The sequence below is a fragment of the Microbacterium sp. NPDC055683 genome, assembly GCF_053617895.1.
On record NZ_JBSHGQ010000007.1, the window covers coordinates 1 to 18,630 of the forward strand.

Below are 18,630 nucleotides of genomic sequence, written 5' to 3' on the forward strand. Positions count from 1 at the left end.
GGTCCCGGGATCCGGGGCCGGCTCGCGGCGTCTCCGCCTGCGTCAGCCGAAGGCGCGCGCAAAGCCGAGGCTGCGCGCGATGACGCCCAGCTGCACCTCCGTCGATCCCTCGCCGAGGGTGAGCACGCGCGCGTCGCGGTAGTGCCGGGCGACCGGGTTCTCGTTCATGAACCCGTACCCGCCCCAGATCTGCGTCGCATCGCCCGCGTTCGCGACGGCGGCCTCCGAGGCGACGAGCTTCGCGAGCGACGCCTCGGTCGTGAAGGGCATGCCGAGGTCGATGCGCCGTGCGGCCTCGTGCATGACCGCGCGCGCCGACGCAACCCTCGCCTGCATGCGCGCGATCGTGAACGCGATGTGCTGGTTGTCGCCGATCGGGCGGCCGAAGACCACGCGCCGTCGCGCGTGCAGCACCGCCTGTTCGAGGCAGCCCTGGGCGACGCCGACGCAGAGCGCGGCGAACGCGACACGGCCCTCGTCGAGCACGCTGAGGAAGTTCGCGAACCCGCGTCCGCGCTCGCCGAGCAGGTTGCCCTCGGGGACGCGCACCCCCTCGAAGACGAGCGGGTGCGTGTCGGACGTGTGCCATCCGACCTTGTCGTAGGCGGGCAGCGCCGTGAACCCCGGCGTCGGGACGGGAACGATGATCGTCGACAGCTCGGGCCGCCGGGCGCCGTCGTCGTCGACGCGCTCGCCCGTCACGGCGGTGACGGTCACGATGCGGGTGAGCGGAGACCCCGAGTTCGTGATGAACTGCTTCGTCCCGTCGATCGTCCACCAGCCGTCCGAGAGCACGGCGGTCGTCCTCGTGCCCCCGGCGTCCGACCCCGCCTCCGCCTCGGTGAGCCCGAAGGCCGCGAGCCCCTCACCGCGCGCGAGGGCAGGCAGGTGCGCGCGGCGCTGCTCCTCGGTGCCGAAGCGGTGGATCGGCATCGCCCCGAGGCCGACGCCCGCCTCGAGCGTCACGGCGATCGACTGGTCGACGCGCGCGAGCTGCTCGACGGCGACGCACAGGTGGAGGTACGACAGTCCCTGCCCTCCGTACTCCTCCGGCAGCGGGAGGCCGAAGAGTCCCATCCGGCCCATCTCCCGGATGATCTCGACGGGAAGGCGCCGCTCGGTGTCGTAGGCGTAGGCGGCGGGCGCGACGACCTCGTCGGCGAAGTCGCGCACACGGCGCGCGAGCTCCTGCAGATCGGGGGCGAGCATGTCCGTGCCGGGAACGGGCGTGCGGGTGGGCGTGATGATCGACATCGTCGTCTCCTTTCACGGTGCGGCGCTCGTGGCGCCGCTGCGGGCGCGCGCGAGGATGCCGCGCGCGTGTCTCAAGACCGGCTCGTCGACCATCCGGCCGTCGAGGCGGAAGGCGCCGCGGCCCTCCGCCGCGGCGAGCACGGCGCGCGCCCAGGCGACGTCGTCGGGCGGCGGGGCGAAGGCCGAGCGGATGGCCGCGGCGTGCGCGGGATGGATGGCGGCCTTCGCCGCGAAGCCGCTCGCGGCCGCGTCCTCCGCCTCCGTCCGGCAGCCCTCGATGTCGTCGATGTCGAGCCGGACCGCGTCGATCGCGGCCTTGCGGGCGGCTCCCGCGGCGAGGAGGACCGCGGACCGGGCGTGCACCGCGACGGCGCGGTAGGCGCCGCCGGGCGTGCGGCTCGAGGTGCCGCCGAGCGACGCGACGAGGTCCTCCGCGCCCCACATCAGCGCGACGACCCGGGGGTGCGTTGCGATCGCGGCGGCGTGCACGACGCCGGCGGCGGTCTCGCACAGGGCGACGACGTCGAGGTCGTCGTCGACGGTGTCGACGTCGGCGGGGCTCTCCGTCTTCGCGAGCATGACGGTGCGGTAGGGCGAGCGTCGGACGGCTGCGAGGTCGGCGGCCAGGCGCCCGGACCGCGCGTCGCACACCCGGACGATCGTGCGGTCGGGGTCGAGCGCGGAGGCGGCGACGGCCGCGCGCGCGGCGTCCTTCGCCCCCGGGGCGACGGCGTCCTCCAGGTCGAGGACGACGGCGTCGGCGCGCTCGGCGGCCTTCTCGAAGCGGTCGGCGCGGTCGCCGGGGCAGAACAGCAGGGCGGGACCGAGGACGGTGCTCATGCGGGCCTGCCCTGCATGAGGACGGCGCGGACGGCCCTCGCCACGACGACGCCGTCCTGGTTGCGGCCCGTGTGCTCGAGGGTCACGACGCCCTGGCCGGGGCGGGAGCGCGACGGCCGGATGTCGACGACGCTCGTCTCGCCGTACAGCGTGTCGCCGTGCCGCATGGGCGCGGGGAACTCGACGGACGAGAACCCGAGGTTCGCGACGATCGTGCCGTTCGTGAGCTGTCCCGTCGACATCCCGACGATCGTGGCGAGCGTGAGCATGGAGTTCACGAGCCGCTCGCCGAACTCCGTCTGCGCGGCCCAGTGCGCGTCGAGATGCAGCGCCTGCGTGTTCATCGTGAGCGTCGTGAACAGCACGTCGTCGGCCTCCGTGATCGTGCGGCCAGGGCGGTGCTCGTAGACGACGCCGATCTCGAACTCGTCGAGCCACAGTCCGCGCTGCGTGATCCTCCGCTCTCCGGTCATGGCCGTTCCTCCTCCGTCGGGGGCTCGACGACGGCGAGCCGCTGTCCTCGGACGACGGCCGCACCGACGACCGTCAGGAGGCGCACCACGCCCGCGACGGGCGCGCGCAGCACGTGCTCCATCTTCATCGCCTCGACGCTCGCGACGGCGTCGCCCGCGGCGACCTCGTCCCCGTCGGCGACGTGCACGGCGACGACGGAGCCCGGCATGGGCGAGACGAGCTCGGGAGACGACGCCCGGCGTGCCCGGCGGACGAGGGCGGGGCGCGAGATCGCGCGGTCGCCGGCCGCACCCGACACCCAGAGCGTCGCGCCGTCCTCGGCGGCACGCACCTCGAGGTCGGCGAGTTCCGCGCGCGGCACGACGGCGCGCGATCCCGCCCGCTCCACGACGACGTCGCGCTCCCGCACCGTGACGACGGCCTCGCCGTCGTCGTCCGCGTAGCGGAGCACCGCTCCCCGTGCACCCGCGAGACGCCATCCGTCGGCGCGCCAGGCGCCGTGGCCGGAGGGGACCTCGTGCACGGCGCACGCGGCGAAGGCGGCGTCGGGGACGGGATCGGCCGAGAGCGCCGGCACCGCGCGGTCGACGAGTCCCGTGTCGAGATCGCCCGCCACGACGGCGGGCAGGTCGAGCAGCCGGCGGAGGAAGCGGATGTTCGTCGTCACGCCGGGGAGCCGCGTCGCGGAGAGCGCCTGCTGCAGGGCGGCGAGCGCGTCCGCGCGCGTCGCGCCGTGGGCGACGACCTTGGCGATCATCGGGTCGTAGTGCGCGCCGACGAGCGATCCCGCTGCCACCCCCGCGTCGACGCGGACGTCAGCGGGCCACCGCACGTCGAGCAGGCGCCCGCCCGTGGGCAGGAACCCGTTCGAGGGGTCCTCCGCGTACACGCGCGCCTCGATGGCGTGACCCGCGAGCCGGATGCCCTCCTGCGTGAGGGCGAGCGGCTCCCCCGCCGCGACACGCAGCTGCTGCTCCACGAGGTCGATGCCCGTGACGAGCTCGGTGACGGCGTGCTCGACCTGCAGGCGCGTGTTCATCTCCATGAAGAACGGCTCGTCGGGGCGGGAGGCCGACACGATGAACTCGACCGTCCCGACGCCCGTGTAGCCTACGGCACGCGCCGTCTCGCAGGCGGCGCGCCCGATGGCCGCCCGCTGCTCCGGGTCGAGCAGGGGGCTCGGAGCCTCCTCGACGATCTTCTGATGCCGGCGCTGCAGCGAGCATTCGCGCTCGCCGAGGTGGATGACGGCGCCGTGCGCGTCGGCGAGCACCTGCACCTCGATGTGCCGGGGCTCGGCGACGAACCGCTCCACGAACAGCGCGTCGTCGCCGAACGCCGCCGCCGCCTCGCGGCGCGCCTGCGCGAGCGCCGCGGGCAGGTCGTCCGCGCGGTCGACCCGGTGCATCCCCTTGCCGCCCCCGCCCGCCGACGGCTTCACGAGCACGGGGTAGCCGACCTCGACGGCGCCCGCGACGAGGTCGGTGTCGGAGAGCCCCGGCCGCGCGATGCCGGGCACGGTGGCGACCCCGCGCGCCTCCACCGCCGCGCGTGCGCGGATCTTGTCGCCCATCGTCTCGATGGCGGGAGCCGGCGGGCCGACGAACACGAGCCCCGCCTCGGCGCACGCCCGGGCGAAGTCGGCGTTCTCGGAGAGGAAGCCGTAGCCGGGGTGCACCGCCTGCGCGCCGGCGGCGAGCGCGGCGCCGATGACGGCCGCACCGTCGAGGTACGACCGGCGCGCGTCGGCCGGCCCGATGCGGATGGCCGTCGTCGCCGCGCGGACGTGCGGCGCGTCGGCGTCGGCGTCGGAGAACACGGCGACCGATTCCACGCCCAGTCGATCGAGCGTGCGGATGATGCGCACCGCGATCTCGCCGCGGTTGGCGATCAGGACCCTGTGGAACACGGCGATCACATCCGGAAGACGCCGTGCCGGATGCCGGGGAGCGGCGCCTGCCCCACGACGTCGAGCGCGAGCCCGAGCACGCGGCGCGTGTCGGCGGGGTCGATCACACCGTCGTCCCACAGCCGGGCGGTGGAGTAGTACGGCGACCCCTGCCGCTCGTACCGCTCCCGGATGGGGGCCTCGAACGCGGCCTGCTCCTCGTCCGACCACGCTCCGCCATCCGCCTCGATCTGCTCGCGCTTGACGGTGGAGAGGACGCTCGCGGCCTGGGGGCCGCCCATGACGGAGACGCGTGCCGTGGGCCACAGCCACAGGAAGCGCGGATCGAACGCCCGTCCGCACATGGAGTAGGTTCCTGCGCCGAACGAGCCGCCCACGACCACCGTGAGCTTCGGCACGCGCGCGCACGAGACGGCCGTCACCATCTTCGCGCCGTGCTTGGCGATGCCCCCGCGCTCGTACTCGGACCCCACCATGAAGCCGGTGATGTTCTGCAGGAAGACGAGGGGGACGCCCCGCTGATCGCAGAGCTCGACGAAGTGGGCTCCCTTCTGCGCGCTCTCGGAGAACAGCACGCCGTTGTTCGCGACGATCCCGACGGGATGGCCGTGCAGGCGCGCGAAGCCCGTGACGAGCGTCGCGCCGAACCCGGTCTTGAACTCGTGGAACGCGCTGCCGTCGACGAGCCGCGCGATGATCTCCCGCACGTCGTAGGGGGTCTGGAGGTCGACGGGAAGCGCGGCGCCCAGTGTGGCCGGGTCGACGAGCGGCTCCTCGGCGGCCACGGTCTCCCACGGCGGCGCGAGGCTCGGAGGCAGGGTGGACACGATGTCGCGCACGATGCCGAGCGCGTGGTCGTCGGAGTCCGCGAGGTGGTCGGCGACGCCCGACACGGTGGTGTGCATCTCGCCGCCGCCGAGGTCCTCCGCCGTGACGACCTCGCCCGTCGCCGCGCGCACGAGGGGCGGCCCTCCGAGGAAGATGGTGCCCTGTGCCGCGACGATGACGGTCTCGTCGCTCATGGCGGGGACGTAGGCCCCTCCCGCCGTCGACGATCCCATCACGCACGCGATCTGCGGGATGCCATCGGCGCTCATCACGGCCTGGTGGTAGAAGATGCGCCCGAAGTGCTCGCGGTCGGGGAACACCTCGTCCTGGAGGGGGAGGAAGGCGCCGCCCGAGTCGACGAGGCTGATGCACGGCAGACGGTTCTCGCGCGCGATCTCCTGCGCGCGCAGGTGCTTCTTCACGGTGAGCGGGAAGTACGTCCCGCCCTTGACCGTCGCGTCGTTGGCGATGATCATGCAGCGCCGCCCGCAGACCAGCCCGATGCCGGTGAGGATGCCGGCGGCGGGCGCCTCGTCGTCGTAGACGCCGCCGGCGGCGAGGGGAGACAGCTCGAGGAACGGGCTGCCCGCGTCGAGCAGGCGGTCGATCCGATCGCGCGGCAGCAGCTTGCCGCGCGCGACGTGCCGCTGCCGCGCGCGTTCCGGGCCTCCCCGCGCCGCCGCGTGGAGGCGCGAGCGCAGATCCTCGACGAGGGCGGCGAGCGCGGCTGCGCGCCGCGCACCCTCCTCGCCCGTCGCGTCGACCGCCGTCGTGAGCCGATCCATGGCGCCCTCCCGTCGTCACCCGCGCGCGAGCGCGAGCCCCGGTCGCTCCAGCATCCGGCCGACGTCCCGGAGGAATCCGCTCGCCTCGCGCCCGTCGACGACGCGGTGGTCGAACGTCACGGTGACGGTGAGCACGTCGCGCAGCGCGACCCCGCCCTCGTGCTCCCACGGCATGCGGCGGACGGCGCCGAGCGCGATGATCGCCGACTGCCCGGGGGCGAGGAGGGGGATGCCGCCGTCGACGCCGAACACGCCCACGTTCGAGAGCGTGAGCGTCGCGGACGTCAGCGCGGCCATCCCGATGGTGCCGGCACGGGCCTCGGCGGCGCACCGGGCGATCGCGGCGGCGAGCGCCCCCGCGTCGAGGCGGCCGGCGTCGTCGACGCTCGCGACGAGGAGCCCGCGGTCGGCGGCGACGGCGATCCCGAGGTTCACCGCCGGGCGGAACTCGATCTCGTCCGTCTCGGGCAGGTAGGCGGCGTTGACGCCCGGCGTGCGCGGCACGGCCAGCACGACCGCGCGCGCCACGAGGGAGAGCAGGGTCGGCGCTCCCTGCTCGTCGGCGAGATCGCGCACGAGGCGCAGCGTCTCGGTGACGTCGACCTGCAGGAAGCACGCCGCCTGCGGCACGGTGAGCGCCGCCGTCATGGTCTTCGCGGTCTGGCGGCGCAGGCCCGTCGCCTTCTCACGGCGGGGGCCGGGGGCCGCCGCGGGCCCGCGCACCGCGCGGTCGAGGTCGGCGCGCGTGACGACCCCGCCCTCCCCCGTCGCGACGACGGCCGCGAGGTCGATCCCGCGCTCCTTCGCGAGCCGCCGCACGGGAGGGTAGGCACGGGCGGCGGAGCGGTCCTCGCGCACGAACGGCGGCTGCGGGAACGTCCGGGGGGCGCGCACGGCGCGCTTCTCTCCCGCGACCGCGACGGAGCCGACGAGCACCGGCACGCGCTCGGGCTCAGGCTGCGACCCCGGCTCCGGCTGCTGCTCGGTGTCGGGCTCGTCCTCGTGCGCGCGGGCCTCGGACGCGGGCGCCGCCGCTGGCGCGGCCGGATCGGTGCCGGGCGCCGCCGGCTCGTACTCGACGAGCGGGGCGCCCACCTCGACGGTGTCGCCCTCCGCCGCGTGCAGACGGCGGATGGTCCCGGCGTACGGGCTGGGGAGGTCGACGACCGCCTTCGCGGTCTCGACCTCCGCGATGACCTGGTTGAGCGCGACCTGGTCGCCTTCCGCGACCTTCCAGCTCACGATCTCGCTCTCCGTGAGGCCCTCTCCGAGGTCCGGCAGGCGGAACACGATGCTCATCGTGCGCCTCCTGCGGGCAGCGAGCGCGACGAGCGGCGGCCGAGCGCGCGGTCGACCGCGTCGAGGATGCGATCGAGGCCGGGGAGGTAGTGCTGCTCGAGCGCAGACGGTGGGTAGGGCGTGTCGTATCCCGTCACGCGCTCGGGCGGAGCCTCCAGCGCGGCGAACGCGCGCTCGGCGACGCACGCGACGAGCTCGCTCGAGACGGACGCCTCGGCCGGCGCCTCATGCGCGACGACGAGACGGCCCGTGCGCTCCACGCTCGCGACCACGGCGTCGACGTCGAGCGGGGAGATCGATCGGAGGTCGATCACCTCGATCTCGATGCCCTCCTCGCGGGCGGCGGCCGCCGCGTCGAGCGCGGTCTGGACGAGCGGCCCGTACACGGCGAGCGTGGCATCGCGCCCGGGGACCAGCACGCGGGCGGTGTCGAGGTCGGCGGTCGCGTCGACGTCGACCTCTCCCTTGGCCCAGTAGCGTGCCTTCGGCTCGAGGAAGAGCACGGGGTCGTCGCTCGCGATCGCGGCGCGCAGCGTCGAATACGCCTCCTGGGCGCTCGAGGCCGTCACGACCCGGATGCCCGGCGTGTGGGCGAAGTAGGCCTCGGGCGACTCCGCGTGGTGCTCGACGGAGCCGATGCCGCCGCCGTAGGGCATCCGGATGGTGAGCGGCATCCGCACGCGTCCGCGCGTGCGGTAGTGCAGCCGCGCCACCTGGGCGACGACCTGGTCGAGCGCAGGGAACACGAATCCGTCGAACTGGATCTCGACGACGGGGCGCGCACCGCGGTAGGCCATCCCCACCGCAGTGCCGACGATCGCGGCCTCGGCGAGCGGCGTGTCGATGACGCGGTCGGCGCCGAAGTGCGCCTGCAACCCGTCGGTGACGCGGAACACGCCGCCGAGCCGTCCGATGTCCTCGCCGAGGAGGACGACATCCGGGTCGGCGTCGAGGGCGTCGCCGAGCGCGCGGCCGATCGCGGCGCCCAGGGTCAGGGTCTCGGGCGCCAGCGTCTCGGGCGCCAGGGTCTCGGGCGCCAGAGTCTCCTCGGTCATCGCGCGCCGCCCTCCACGCTCGCGGCGAAGGCGAGGTGCTCGGCGCGCTGGCGCTCGAGCCGTCGTGTCGGCGCGGTCAGCACGTGATCGAACAGCGTCTCGGGGGCAGGAGCCCCGGCGCGGACGACGGCGTCCCGCAGACGCGCGGCGAGCGCATCGCATCGGATGCCCGCCTCCTCGCGGATCCGGTCGACGGGGGCGCCGATGCGCGCAAGGTGACGCTCGAGGCGATCGAGCGGGTCCGTGGCGCGCCACGCCGCCACCTCGGCGTCGTCGCGGTAGCGGCTGGGGTCGTCGGTCGTCGTGTGCGGGCCCATCCGGTAGGTGACGGCCTCGACGAACGACGGCCCCTCGCCGGAGCGGGCGCGCTCGGCGGCCAGGCGGACGGCGGCGCGGACGGCGAGGACGTCGTTCCCGTCGACGCGGAGGGCGGGGATGCCGAACCCCGTCGCACGCAGCGCGAGCGGGGTCGCGGACTGCACGCGCACGGGTTCGGAGATGGCGTACTGGTTGTTCTGGCAGAGGAGGACGACGGGCGCGCGGAACGAGCTCGCGAAGACCATCGCCTCGTTGACGTCGCCCTCGCTCGTGGCTCCGTCGCCGAAGCAGGCGAGCGCGATGTCGTCGCCTCCCGCGCGGCGGGCGGCCATCGCGTAGCCGGTGGCGTGGAGCGTCTGGGCGCCGATGATGATCTGCGAGGGGGCGAGCCGGTGGACGAGCGGATCCCATCCTGACAGCGCCGCGCCGCGCCACACCGACAGCATCTCGCCGAGGTCGACGCCGCGCAGCAGCGCGAAGGCGTGCTCGCGGTACGAGCCGAAGACGAAGTCGTCGTCGCGGATGGCGCGAGCGGCACCCACCTGCGCGGCCTCCTGCCCGCGCAACGGCGGCCAGAGCACGAGCTCGCCCTGACGGGTGAGGGCGAACGCCTCCTCGTCGAGGCGGCGGACGACGGCCATGTCGACGTAGAGGTCGGTGAGCACCGTCTCGTCGACGTCGCCCAGGTGCGGATCGAGGAGCGGCTCGGATCGGCGGGAGCCGTCGGGGGAGATCAGGCGGAGGGGGGATTCGAGCCCCTCGACGAGCTCGCTCCGGGGAGCGGGGATGGCGATCGACATACGCGGAACCTCCTCGTTCGCGCGGCGCTTCGTGGGCGCCCGGTCGTCCCGGGTGGGGACGGTGCCGTCCTGGTGTGGACAGGCCACACGCTACGCTCCCCGAGCAGACCGAGCAACGGGATCATCCGCCACGACGCAGATTGCTCAACTCCCCCTCGCTCTCGCCCCCTTCTCTCCGCGTTCCTCTCGTCCAACGGATATCCGTTGGACCAGAAGCCACCTGATTCCGCTGAATCCCGTGCGGTCTCGGCAAGCGGATATCCGTTGGCGACAGGTGACACCGTCGGGACCCGTCGACTCCGCCGTGCGAGCGCTACCCGCGCAGGTCGACGTGGTGCAGGGCGCGGGCGGCGTCGGTGATGGATCCGGCGAGCGACGGGTACGCGGCGAACACGCGTGCGACCTGATCGACCGTCAGTCGGCGCTCGACGGCGATCGAGATCGGGTAGATGAGCTCGGATGCCCGGGGCGCGACGATGACGCCGCCGACGATCGTGCCGGAGCCCTGACGCGCGTAGAGCTTCACGAAGCCGTCCTTGACGCCCATCATCTTCGCGCGCGCATTGGAGGCGAGCGGCAGCTTGTGCACCTCGGCGCTCACGGCGCCCTCGTCCACGGCGGGCTGCGTCCATCCGACCGTCGCGATCTCGGGGCTCGTGAAGATGTTCGCCGCGATCTTGTGGGTGTCGAACGGGATGGCGACATCGCCCATGGCGTGGAAGACGGCCGTCCGTCCGAGCATCGATGCGACCGACGCGAGCGGCATCATCGTCGTGCAGTCGCCGACCGCGTACACGTTCGGGACCGACGTGCGGCCGACCTTGTTGATCCGGATGCGCCCGCCCTCGTCGGTCTGCACGCCCGCGCCCTCGAGCCCGATGCCCTGCGTGTTGGGCACCGACCCGACCGCCATGAGGCAGTGCGATCCCTCGACGGTGCGGCCGTCCGAGAGGGTGACGACGACGCCGTCGCCCGTGTTCTCGACCGACTCGGCGCGCGACTTGGCGAGCAGCGCCATCCCGCCGCGCGTGAAGACCTTCTCGAGCACCTTCGCGGCGTCCTGGTCCTCGCCGGGGAGGACCTGGTCGCGGCTCGAGACGAGCGTCACCTTCGCGCCGAGGTTCATGTACGCCGAGGCGAACTCGGCGCCCGTGACGCCCGATCCGACGACGATGAGGTGCTCGGGCACGGCGGGGATGTCGTACAGCTGCTTCCAGGTGAGGATGCGCGCGCCGTCGGGCTTCGCGGACGGCAGCTCGCGCGGCGACGCGCCGACCGAGACGATGATGGTGTCGGCCTCGACACGGTCGAAGTCGGTGCCGCCGGGACCCGTCGACACCACGATGGCCTCGTCGCCCTCGAGCCGCCCGTGGCCCGAGATGATCTTCACGCCCGCCTCGATGAGCTGGGCTCGCATGTCCTCGGACTGCTGGCCGGCCAGCGCCAGGAGCCGCTTGTTGATCGCGAGCAGGTTGATCGCGACCTCGGGCTTGAGTGGCTTGCCGTCGCCCCCCTTCGCGTAGAACTGCACGCCCAGCTCACCCGCGTCGGCGATCGACTGGGCGGCGTCCGCCGTCGCGATGAGGGTCTTGGAGGGGACGACGTCGGTGAGCACGGCGGACCCGCCCACGCCCGTCGACTCCACGAGGGTGACGTCGGCGCCGAGCTGCGCGCCCGCGAGCGCCGCCTCGTAGCCGCCCGGGCCGCCTCCCAGAATCGCGATCCGCTGCGTCCGCTCGAAATCAAAGGCCATGCCCCCATTGTCCTCCTTCCCTGGAGAGGGCACGACCGGCGCGGAGGCGCCGTCGTTATGCTCGTGCCATGACAGAGCACGGCGCCCACCCCCTCGACCCGCCCGCCGATCCCTTCGAGGTCGCGAGCGCCGCGGCCGCCGACATCGCACGCCTCACCGGCGTGGAGCGCCACGACGTCGCCGTCACGCTCGGAAGCGGATGGGGCAAGGCGGCCGAGCTCATCGGCGAGACGATCGCGACCATTCCGGCGACGGACGTCACGGGCTTCTCGAAGCCCGCCCTGGAGGGCCACGTCGGCACCCTCCGGAGCGTCCGGACGCCGTCGGGGCGCAGCGTCCTCGTCATCGGCGCGCGCACGCACTACTACGAGGGCCACGGTGTGCGCCGTGTCGTGCACAGCGTCCGCACGGCGGCCGCCGCCGGGGCGAAGACCATGGTCCTCACGAACGGCGCCGGCGGCATCAAGGACACCTGGACGGCAGGGCAGCCCGTTCTCCTCAGCGACCACATCAACCTCACGGCCGACTCGCCGCTCGAAGGGGCGACGTTCATCGACCTCACCGACCTCTACTCGCGCCGCCTGCGCGACATCGCCCGGTCGGTCGACCCGTCGCTCGACGAGGGCGTGTACTGCCAGTTCCGCGGGCCGCACTACGAGACACCGGCCGAGGTGCAGATGGCGAAGGCGATCGGCGGCCACATCGTCGGCATGTCGACGGCCCTCGAGGCCATCGCGGCACGCCAGGCCGGCATGGAGGTGCTCGGCTTCTCGCTCATCACCAACCTCGCGGCGGGCATCTCGCCCGACCCGCTCAGCCATGCCGAGGTCATCGAGGCAGGTCGGATGGCCGAGGGCCGCATCTCCGCGCTCCTCGCCGAGGTGGTCGGGAAGCTGTGATGGACGCCCTCGCGCAGGCGCGCGCCTGGCTGGCGCAGGATCCCGACCCCGTCACGCGACGCGAGCTGGAGGAGCTCGTGCGCGCGGCGGAGGCGGGCGACGACACCGCGTCGGCCGAGCTCGGCACCCGGTTCGACGGGCGGCTCGCCTTCGGCACGGCCGGGCTGCGCGGCCGCCTCGGGGCGGGGCCCCTCCGGATGAACCGCGTGCTCGTCGCGCAGGCCGCGGCCGGGTTCGCCGCTTACCTCTCGGAGCACGTCGACGGCACGCCGACGGTCGTCATCGGCTACGACGGCCGCCGGAACTCCGAGGTGTTCGCCCGCGACTCGGCCGAGCTGTTCGCGGGTGCGGGCCTCGAGGCCATCCTCCTCCCCCGGCTCCTGCCCACGCCCGTGCTCGCGTTCGCCGTTCGCCACCTCGGCGCCGACGCCGGCGTGATGGTGACCGCGAGCCACAACCCTCCCGATGACAACGGGTACAAGGTCTACCTCGGCGGCGCCGATGAGGGGGCGCAGATCGTGTCGCCGGCCGACCGCGAGATCGCCGCGCACATCCAGCGCATCGCCGACGAGCGTGCGGTGCCCGACCTCCCCCGTTCCGGGGCGTACGAGATCGCCGACGAGTCCGTCGTCGCGGCGTACGAGATCGCGACGGCCGCCGTCGCTCCCGCCCCCGCCTCGGCCGACGGCATGCGCTGGGCGTACACGGCGATGCACGGCGTCGGATGGGAGACCCTCTCGGCCATCGTCGACCGCGCGGGGTACCCGGCGCCCGCGCTCGTCGAGGCGCAGATCGCCCCGGACGGTGCGTTCCCGACCGTGGCGTTCCCGAACCCGGAGGAGCCGGGCGCGATGGATCTCGCGTTCGAGACGGCGGCGGCCTCCGATGCGGAGTTCGTCCTCGCGAACGATCCGGATGCCGACCGGCTCGCCGTGGGCATCCCGACGGCGGACGGATGGCGGCGGCTGACGGGGAACGAGATCGGCCTGCTCCTGGGGCTCCGTGCGGCGCGCGCGGCCGCTGGCCGGCCCGGTGCCTCGCTCGCATGCTCGCTCGTCTCGTCGCCGGGGCTCGGCGCGATCGCGGAGCGCTACGGCCTCGGCTTCCACACGACCCTCACGGGCTTCAAGTGGATCTCGCGCGCGCCCGGCCTCGTGTACGGGTTCGAGGAGGCGCTCGGCTACCTGGTGAACCCCGGCACGGTGCGCGACAAGGACGGCATCTCCGCCGCGGTCGCCGTCCTCGGGCTCGCGGCCGAGGCGCGCGGGCGCGGCACGACGATCGCAGGGCTCCTCGACGAGCTGACGGCCGAGATCGGCCACGACGCGAGCGGGCAGGTGTCGCTGCGTGTCGACGACGTCGCCGTCATCGCCCGCATCATGGCGGGGCTGCGGGCGGAGCCGCCGCGCGCGTTCGGCGGCATCGATGTCACCCGCACGGAGGACCTGCTGCACCCCGCCGACGGCGGCCCGGCTGGCGACATCCTGCGGTACGCGCTCGCCGACGGCTCGCGGGTGATCGTGCGCCCGAGCGGCACGGAGCCGAAGCTGAAGGCGTATCTCGACGTGCGCGGCGAGACGGCGGACGACGCGGCATCCCGCCTCGCCGCGCTCGACGCGGCCGTGCGCGACGTGCTCGACCGGGCGGGGAGCTGACGCTTCCCGACCGGTCGAGCACCGGGCGCTACGCCGTCTGCCGGCGGACGGCCCGGCCGAGACGCGCCGCCGCCTCCTGCAGCACGGCGACGGGCTTGTCGCCGAAGGCGAAGCGCAGGTGGCGATCGGCGCCCGTGCCGGGGCCAGACGGGAAGAACGACCCGCGCTGGTATTCGACGCCCTCCGCGCTCGCATCGTCGGCGAGCCGGTCGGCGTCGATGGCGTCGTCGGCGAGACGCGGCCAGAGGAAGAGCCCGCCCTCGGGCGGCGTGATCTCGAACACGCCGGGCGCCTCCGCCTCGAGAGCCGCGGAGAACGCGTCCGACCGCTCGCGGTACAGCGCCCGCGCACGGTCGAGCGTCGCGTCGAAGATGCCGGGATCGCTCGTGAGCAGTTCGGCGATGACCGCCTGCACGAACGTCGAGCTGTGCGAGTCCTGCCGCGCGCGCAGCGCCGCGACGTCGACGGCGAGGTCCTCCGGCAGCACGAGCCATCCGAGCCGGAGACCGGGGCCGAGGGTCTTCGTGAACGTGTTGACGTGCACGACGTGGCTCGACGTGTTGAAGGGCTCCGCGCTCACGTTCTCGCCGCGGAAGCGCAGCTCGCGGTAGGGGTTGTCGGCGAGCACGAGGAATCCGTAGTGCTCCGCCAGCCGCACGAGCTCGACGCGCTGCTCGGCCGGCAGGGTGCCCTGCGACGGGTTGTGGAAGTCGGGGACGGTGTACAGCGCCGCTGGCCGCTCCCCCGCCTCCAGCAGGGCGGCGAGGTGCGCGACGTCGATCCCCTGCGCCGTGACGGGGACCGGCAGGATGCGCGCGTCCGACAGCTCGGCTCCCCGCAGGAACAGCGGGAAGATCGGGTTGTCGACGGCGATGAGGTCGCCGCGCTCGAGGAGCGCCTGGATGGCCAGCGCCAGCCCGTGGAATCCGCCGTTCGTGACGAGCACGCGCTCCTCCGCGACGCCTTCGCGCGCCGCGATCCAGGAGCGGAGGGCGGGGATGCCCGCCGTCCGCGAGTACTGCAGGGCGGGCACGCCCGGCTCCGCGAGCACGCGCGCCGTCGCGGCCGCGATCTCGTCCGTCGGCAGCGCGCCGGCATCGGGGATGCCTCCGAGCAGCTCGATGGCGTCGGCCCGGCGATCGCGCAGGGTCTGGTCTCCGAAGCCCTTCGGCACGGTGAACGCGCGGACGAGTTCGGGGCGGCGGCGCTCGACGAGCGCTGTGGGGATGGTCATGGATGCTCCCTGCGGTCAGACGGCGCCGGCGAGGGCGCCGCGATGGGCGGACGGGTCGGGGATGGCGTCGACGAGCGCGCGCGTGTACGGCTCGGTCGGCGTGTCGAGCACATCGGCCGCGGCGCCCTCCTCGACGACGCGGCCCCGCTGCAGCACGGTGACGGTGTCGGCGATCTGGCGCACGAGCGCGAGGTCGTGCGAGACGAAGAGGTAGGTGAGCCCGCGCTCGGCCTGGAGGCGGACGAGCACGTCGAGGATCTCGGCCTGCACGCTGACGTCGAGGGCGGATGTGGGCTCGTCGAGCACGATGACGTCAGGGCGCAGCACGAGCGACCGGGCGATCGCGACACGCTGGCGCTGGCCGCCCGAGAGGTCGGATGGCCGGCGCCGGGCGAGGTGCGCGCCGAGGCCGACCGAGGTCAGCGCGTCGGCGACGGCCGCGCCGCGCTCGGCCCGGCTGCCGACCGCGTACCGGTCGAGCGGCTCCCGCACGATGCGGTCGATCCGCCAGGTCGGATCGAGCGAGGTGAACGGGTTCTGGTAGACGAGCTGCAGCTGGCGACGGGCCGTCCGCAGCTCCCCCGATGCGCGGCCGTCCACTCGCTCGCCCGCGACGACCACCTCCCCGGCGTCGGGCTGCTCGAGCCCGAGGAGCAGGCGGACCGCGGTCGTCTTCCCCGATCCCGACTCGCCCACGAGCGCGTGCGTCGTCCCGGCGGCGACCTCGAACGACACGTCGTCGACGGCCGTGAACGGCCTGCCGTCGACCACGAAGCGCTTCGTGACGCCGCGCACCGCGATCCGCGGCTCGCCGCCCGTCGTCCGAGCCGCGCGCAGCGCGTCGTAGCGATGCGGGTGCAGCGCCGGCACGTCGGCCTGCAGATCGCGCGCGTACGCCGACGAGGGGGCGGCGAACACGGCCCGCGCGGGGCCGGCCTCCTGCACGGCGCCGTCCTTCAGGACGACGAGCTCGTCGGCCCGCTCGGCCGCGATGGCGAGGTCGTGCGTGATGAGGAGGAGGCCGACGCCGAGCGACGACCGCAGCTCTCCGAGGAGGTCGAGGATGCGCTTCTGGATGGTGACGTCGAGGGCACTGGTCGGCTCGTCGGCCACGATGAGCGAGGGCTCGGGGAGGACGGCCAGACCGATGAGCACGCGCTGCAGCATGCCGCCGGAGAGCTGGTGCGGGTAGGAGCGCAGGATCCGCTCCGGGTCGTCCAGACCGACGCGCGCGAACGTGCGGACGATGCGGTCCCGGCGGGCGTCGCCATCCGCTCCGTCGAGCAGCGCGGCGGCCTCGTGCGCCTGCGAGCCGATCGTGCGGACGGGGTTGAGCGCGTGCGCCGGGTCCTGCGGCACGAAGCCCAGGGTGCGGCCGCGCAGCGGACGGAACCGTCGCTCGGGGAGCGCGAGGATCTCGCGGCCGTCGAGGACGACGCTCCCCCGCACGCGCGCGGAGTCGGCGGGGAGGAGCCTCAGCACCGACCGGGCGATGGTCGACTTGCCGGATCCCGATTCGCCGATGAGCGCCAGGGTCCGGCCTGCAGCGAGGTCGAAGGAGACGTCGTGGACGACCTCGGTGCGTCCGTACGACACCGACAGCGAGTCGACGCTGAGGAGCGGCGCGGTCATGAGGTGCTCCGTTCGCGGGGCGGGTGGGAGGCGGTCATGCGGTCCTCCTCAGCCAGCGGCTGATGCGGTTGACCGACAGCACGGTCAGGACGATGACGGCGCCGGGGGCGGCGACGAGCCACGGGGCGGTCGCGTAGTCCTTGCCTGCGGAGACGAGGAGACCCCAGTCGGATGCCGGGGGCGGGTCGCCGTAGCCGAGGAAGGCGAGTCCGGCGATGACGAGGATCGACAGGCCGAACTGCAGCACGGCGAGGGTGAGCACAGAGCGCGACGCGTTGGGCAGCACGTGCCCCACGAGCACCTGCAGCGGCGTGCCGCCCTGCAGCGCCGACGCCTCGACGAACACGGACTCCTTCGTGCGGATGACCTCCGCGCGCATGACGCGGGCGAACACCGCGACCGCCGAGACGCCCGTGGCGATCGCGGCGTTGATCGTCTGGAAGCCGAGCGAGCTCACTATGACGACCGCGAGGAGGAAGCTCGGGATCGCCAGGAGCACGTCGACGATGCGGCCGAGGACGACGTCGACCCAGCGGCCCGCGAAGCCGGCGACGAGGCCGATGGCGCCGCCGACGACGACGCCGATGACGACCGCGACGAGGGCGCTCGACACCGACGACGCGGTGCCGTGCACGACGCGGGAGAACACGTCGCGACCGAGGTGGTCGGTGCCGAACCAGTGCGCGGCGCTCGGGGCGAGCAGCTTGTCGGCCGGCACTCCGTTGACGGGATCCTGCGGGGCGAACAGCGCGGGTGCGAGCGACCACGCGAGCACGACGGCGATGACGGCGAACGACAGCACCACGGTCACGGGCACGCGCGTCGCCAGCGCGCGCACGTCGAGCGCGGGGCGGGTGAGGCTGATGGCGGTCATGGGACGAGCGCCTCCTGACGAGGAGCGGGCTCGGCGGCGCGGTCGTCGGCCGTCGTCGCGCGGCGGGCCGCGGGGCCGACGAGCTTCACGCGCGGGTCGAGCAGGGGGTAGACGAGGTCGGCGAGCAGGTTGACGACGACGAACACGACGGCGGCGAGCGACACGATCGCCTGCAGCGCGGGCAGATCCTGTGTCGACACCGAGCGCTGCACGAGGCTCCCGATCCCCGTGCGCCCGAAGATCGTCTCGGTGATGAGCGCCCCGCCGAGAAGTTCGCCCACGGTCAGCGCGAGCACGGTGACGACGGGGAGCGACGACGGGCGGAGCAGGTGCTTCAGGAAGAGCGGCGCCTGCGCGAGCCCGCGCGCCCTCGCCACCGTGGCGTACTCCTGCCGGGCCTCGTGGTCGAGGCCCGCGATGAGCACCTCGGCGATCTGCGCCGACACGGGGATGCCGAGCGCGACGGCCGCGAAGAACGTCGCCCACGCCCCCTCGGGGTCGATGATGCGGAAGACCCCGAGCTGGAAGGCGAAGACCTGGATGAGCAGGAGGCCGATGACGAAGTTCGGGATCGAGAGGAACAGCGAGGGGAACGCGCGCAGCACGCCCTGCCCGTAACGGCGGGGCAGCCGCTGCGTGCCGTAGGCGATGGCGAGGGCGAGCACCACGGCGACGAGCAGGGCCGTGCCCGCGAGCACGAGGGTCGAGGGGAGGACCTCGGCGATGAGCCGCGACACGGGCAGGTTCGACCGCATCGAGATGCCGAGGTCCCCCACGAGGAACCGCGAGAGCGACTGCCACAGCTGCACCCACACGGGCTGGTCGAGTCCGTAGTAGGCCGTGATCCGCGCGATCTCCTCCTCGCTGAACCCGTTCTCGGGGTTGCGGAGGGTGTTGGTGACGGGGTCGCCCGGCAGCACGCTGATCACGATGAACGTGAACACGTAGGCGAGGACGACCACGGCGGCGGCCTGGGCGAGGCGGCGCCCCGCGTAGGCCAGGTACGCGCGGTTCACGGCCG

15 protein-coding genes are annotated in these 18,630 nt (G+C 73.8%); 2 read left to right on the plus strand and 13 right to left on the minus strand.

What is annotated here, in order from left to right; genetic code table 11:
* Window positions 1-42 precede the first annotated feature (42 nt).
* From ACWGPF_RS04525 to ACWGPF_RS04565, 9 genes are all read right to left on the minus strand, one after another.
* Complete coding sequence (locus tag ACWGPF_RS04525) at window positions 43-1,209, minus strand: acyl-CoA dehydrogenase family protein (protein ID WP_452331788.1); 1,167 nt, start codon at window positions 1,207-1,209, stop codon at window positions 43-45.
* Between the two features lie 57 nt (window positions 1,210-1,266).
* Window positions 1,267-2,094 carry an HpcH/HpaI aldolase/citrate lyase family protein gene (locus ACWGPF_RS04530; RefSeq protein ID WP_452331692.1) on the minus strand — a complete coding sequence of 276 codons (828 nt, stop codon included), beginning with the start codon at window positions 2,092-2,094 and terminating at the stop codon, window positions 1,267-1,269.
* Window positions 2,091-2,567, minus strand: coding sequence for a MaoC family dehydratase (locus ACWGPF_RS04535; protein ID WP_452331693.1), 477 nt, complete (start codon window positions 2,565-2,567; stop codon window positions 2,091-2,093). The genes ACWGPF_RS04530 and ACWGPF_RS04535 overlap by 4 nt, the downstream gene beginning before the upstream one ends.
* Window positions 2,564-4,477 carry an acetyl/propionyl/methylcrotonyl-CoA carboxylase subunit alpha gene (locus ACWGPF_RS04540; RefSeq protein WP_452331694.1) on the minus strand — a complete coding sequence of 638 codons (1,914 nt, stop codon included), beginning with the start codon at window positions 4,475-4,477 and terminating at the stop codon, window positions 2,564-2,566. The genes ACWGPF_RS04535 and ACWGPF_RS04540 overlap by 4 nt, the downstream gene beginning before the upstream one ends.
* 5 nt (window positions 4,478-4,482) lie before the next feature.
* On the minus strand, window positions 4,483-6,090 hold the full coding sequence (locus ACWGPF_RS04545) for a carboxyl transferase domain-containing protein (RefSeq protein WP_452331695.1): 1,608 nt from the start codon (window positions 6,088-6,090) through the stop codon (window positions 4,483-4,485).
* 15 nt (window positions 6,091-6,105) lie between these two features.
* The gene (locus ACWGPF_RS04550; protein WP_452331696.1) at window positions 6,106-7,389 is read right to left on the minus strand and encodes a dihydrolipoamide acetyltransferase family protein; all 1,284 of its coding nucleotides are present in this window, start codon (window positions 7,387-7,389) and stop codon (window positions 6,106-6,108) included.
* Entirely contained in the window at window positions 7,386-8,444 is a 1,059-nt protein-coding gene (locus ACWGPF_RS04555) for an alpha-ketoacid dehydrogenase subunit beta (protein WP_452331697.1), read from the minus strand. The genes ACWGPF_RS04550 and ACWGPF_RS04555 overlap by 4 nt, the downstream gene beginning before the upstream one ends.
* On the minus strand, window positions 8,441-9,562 hold the full coding sequence (locus tag ACWGPF_RS04560; protein ID WP_452331698.1) for a thiamine pyrophosphate-dependent enzyme: 1,122 nt from the start codon (window positions 9,560-9,562) through the stop codon (window positions 8,441-8,443). The genes ACWGPF_RS04555 and ACWGPF_RS04560 overlap by 4 nt, the downstream gene beginning before the upstream one ends.
* A gap of 313 nt (window positions 9,563-9,875) precedes the next feature.
* On the minus strand, window positions 9,876-11,315 hold the full coding sequence (locus tag ACWGPF_RS04565) for an NAD(P)H-quinone dehydrogenase (RefSeq protein WP_452331699.1): 1,440 nt from the start codon (window positions 11,313-11,315) through the stop codon (window positions 9,876-9,878).
* A 68-nt stretch (window positions 11,316-11,383) separates the two neighbouring features.
* On the opposite strand from ACWGPF_RS04565, the gene ACWGPF_RS04570 reads away from it, so the two are divergent.
* Both ACWGPF_RS04570 and ACWGPF_RS04575 read left to right on the plus strand, forming a co-directional pair.
* Window positions 11,384-12,214 (plus strand): purine-nucleoside phosphorylase, encoded by an 831-nt coding sequence (locus ACWGPF_RS04570; protein WP_452331700.1) that lies wholly within the window; start codon window positions 11,384-11,386, stop codon window positions 12,212-12,214.
* Window positions 12,214-13,869 carry a phospho-sugar mutase gene (locus tag ACWGPF_RS04575; protein ID WP_452331701.1) on the plus strand — a complete coding sequence of 552 codons (1,656 nt, stop codon included), beginning with the start codon at window positions 12,214-12,216 and terminating at the stop codon, window positions 13,867-13,869. Before ACWGPF_RS04570 ends, ACWGPF_RS04575 begins: the two co-directional genes overlap by 1 nt.
* Before the next feature lie 28 nt (window positions 13,870-13,897).
* Here the strand turns inward: ACWGPF_RS04575 and ACWGPF_RS04580 are convergent, their stop codons facing one another.
* The 4 genes from ACWGPF_RS04580 to ACWGPF_RS04595 are packed head-to-tail and all read right to left on the minus strand — an operon-like array spanning window position 13,898 to window position 18,625.
* Window positions 13,898-15,103: an aminotransferase-like domain-containing protein gene (locus tag ACWGPF_RS04580; RefSeq protein ID WP_452331702.1), complete on the minus strand. Its 1,206-nt coding sequence runs from the start codon at window positions 15,101-15,103 to the stop codon at window positions 13,898-13,900.
* Between the two features lie 15 nt (window positions 15,104-15,118).
* A complete protein-coding gene (locus ACWGPF_RS04585; RefSeq protein ID WP_452331703.1) occupies window positions 15,119-16,735 on the minus strand; it encodes a dipeptide ABC transporter ATP-binding protein in 1,617 nt (538 codons plus the stop codon).
* Window positions 16,736-16,769: 34 nt separating this feature from the next.
* Entirely contained in the window at window positions 16,770-17,609 is an 840-nt protein-coding gene (locus ACWGPF_RS04590; RefSeq protein ID WP_452331704.1) for an ABC transporter permease, read from the minus strand.
* Window positions 17,606-18,625, minus strand: coding sequence for an ABC transporter permease (locus ACWGPF_RS04595; RefSeq protein WP_345442081.1), 1,020 nt, complete (start codon window positions 18,623-18,625; stop codon window positions 17,606-17,608). Before ACWGPF_RS04595 ends, ACWGPF_RS04590 begins: the two co-directional genes overlap by 4 nt.
* Window positions 18,626-18,630 lie beyond the last annotated feature (5 nt).

Bases quoted from the DNA above. Each gene is read 5' to 3' on its own strand.
- ACWGPF_RS04530 (WP_452331692.1), bottom strand. From the start codon at position 2,094: ATGAGCACCGTCCTCGGTCCCGCCCTGCTGTTCTGCCCCGGCGACCGC.
- ACWGPF_RS04565 (WP_452331699.1), bottom strand. From the start codon at position 11,315: ATGGCCTTTGATTTCGAGCGGACGCAGCGGATCGCGATTCTGGGAGGC.
- ACWGPF_RS04575 (WP_452331701.1), top strand. From the start codon at position 12,214: ATGGACGCCCTCGCGCAGGCGCGCGCCTGGCTGGCGCAGGATCCCGAC.
- ACWGPF_RS04590 (WP_452331704.1), bottom strand. From the start codon at position 17,609: ATGACCGCCATCAGCCTCACCCGCCCCGCGCTCGACGTGCGCGCGCTG.
- ACWGPF_RS04550 (WP_452331696.1), bottom strand. From the start codon at position 7,389: ATGAGCATCGTGTTCCGCCTGCCGGACCTCGGAGAGGGCCTCACGGAG.
- ACWGPF_RS04585 (WP_452331703.1), bottom strand. From the start codon at position 16,735: ATGACCGCGCCGCTCCTCAGCGTCGACTCGCTGTCGGTGTCGTACGGA.
- ACWGPF_RS04560 (WP_452331698.1), bottom strand. From the start codon at position 9,562: ATGTCGATCGCCATCCCCGCTCCCCGGAGCGAGCTCGTCGAGGGGCTC.
- ACWGPF_RS04545 (WP_452331695.1), bottom strand. From the start codon at position 6,090: ATGGATCGGCTCACGACGGCGGTCGACGCGACGGGCGAGGAGGGTGCG.
- ACWGPF_RS04525 (WP_452331788.1), bottom strand. From the start codon at position 1,209: ATGCTCGCCCCCGATCTGCAGGAGCTCGCGCGCCGTGTGCGCGACTTC.
- ACWGPF_RS04555 (WP_452331697.1), bottom strand. From the start codon at position 8,444: ATGACCGAGGAGACTCTGGCGCCCGAGACCCTGGCGCCCGAGACGCTG.
- ACWGPF_RS04570 (WP_452331700.1), top strand. From the start codon at position 11,384: ATGACAGAGCACGGCGCCCACCCCCTCGACCCGCCCGCCGATCCCTTC.
- ACWGPF_RS04580 (WP_452331702.1), bottom strand. From the start codon at position 15,103: ATGACCATCCCCACAGCGCTCGTCGAGCGCCGCCGCCCCGAACTCGTC.
- ACWGPF_RS04535 (WP_452331693.1), bottom strand. From the start codon at position 2,567: ATGACCGGAGAGCGGAGGATCACGCAGCGCGGACTGTGGCTCGACGAG.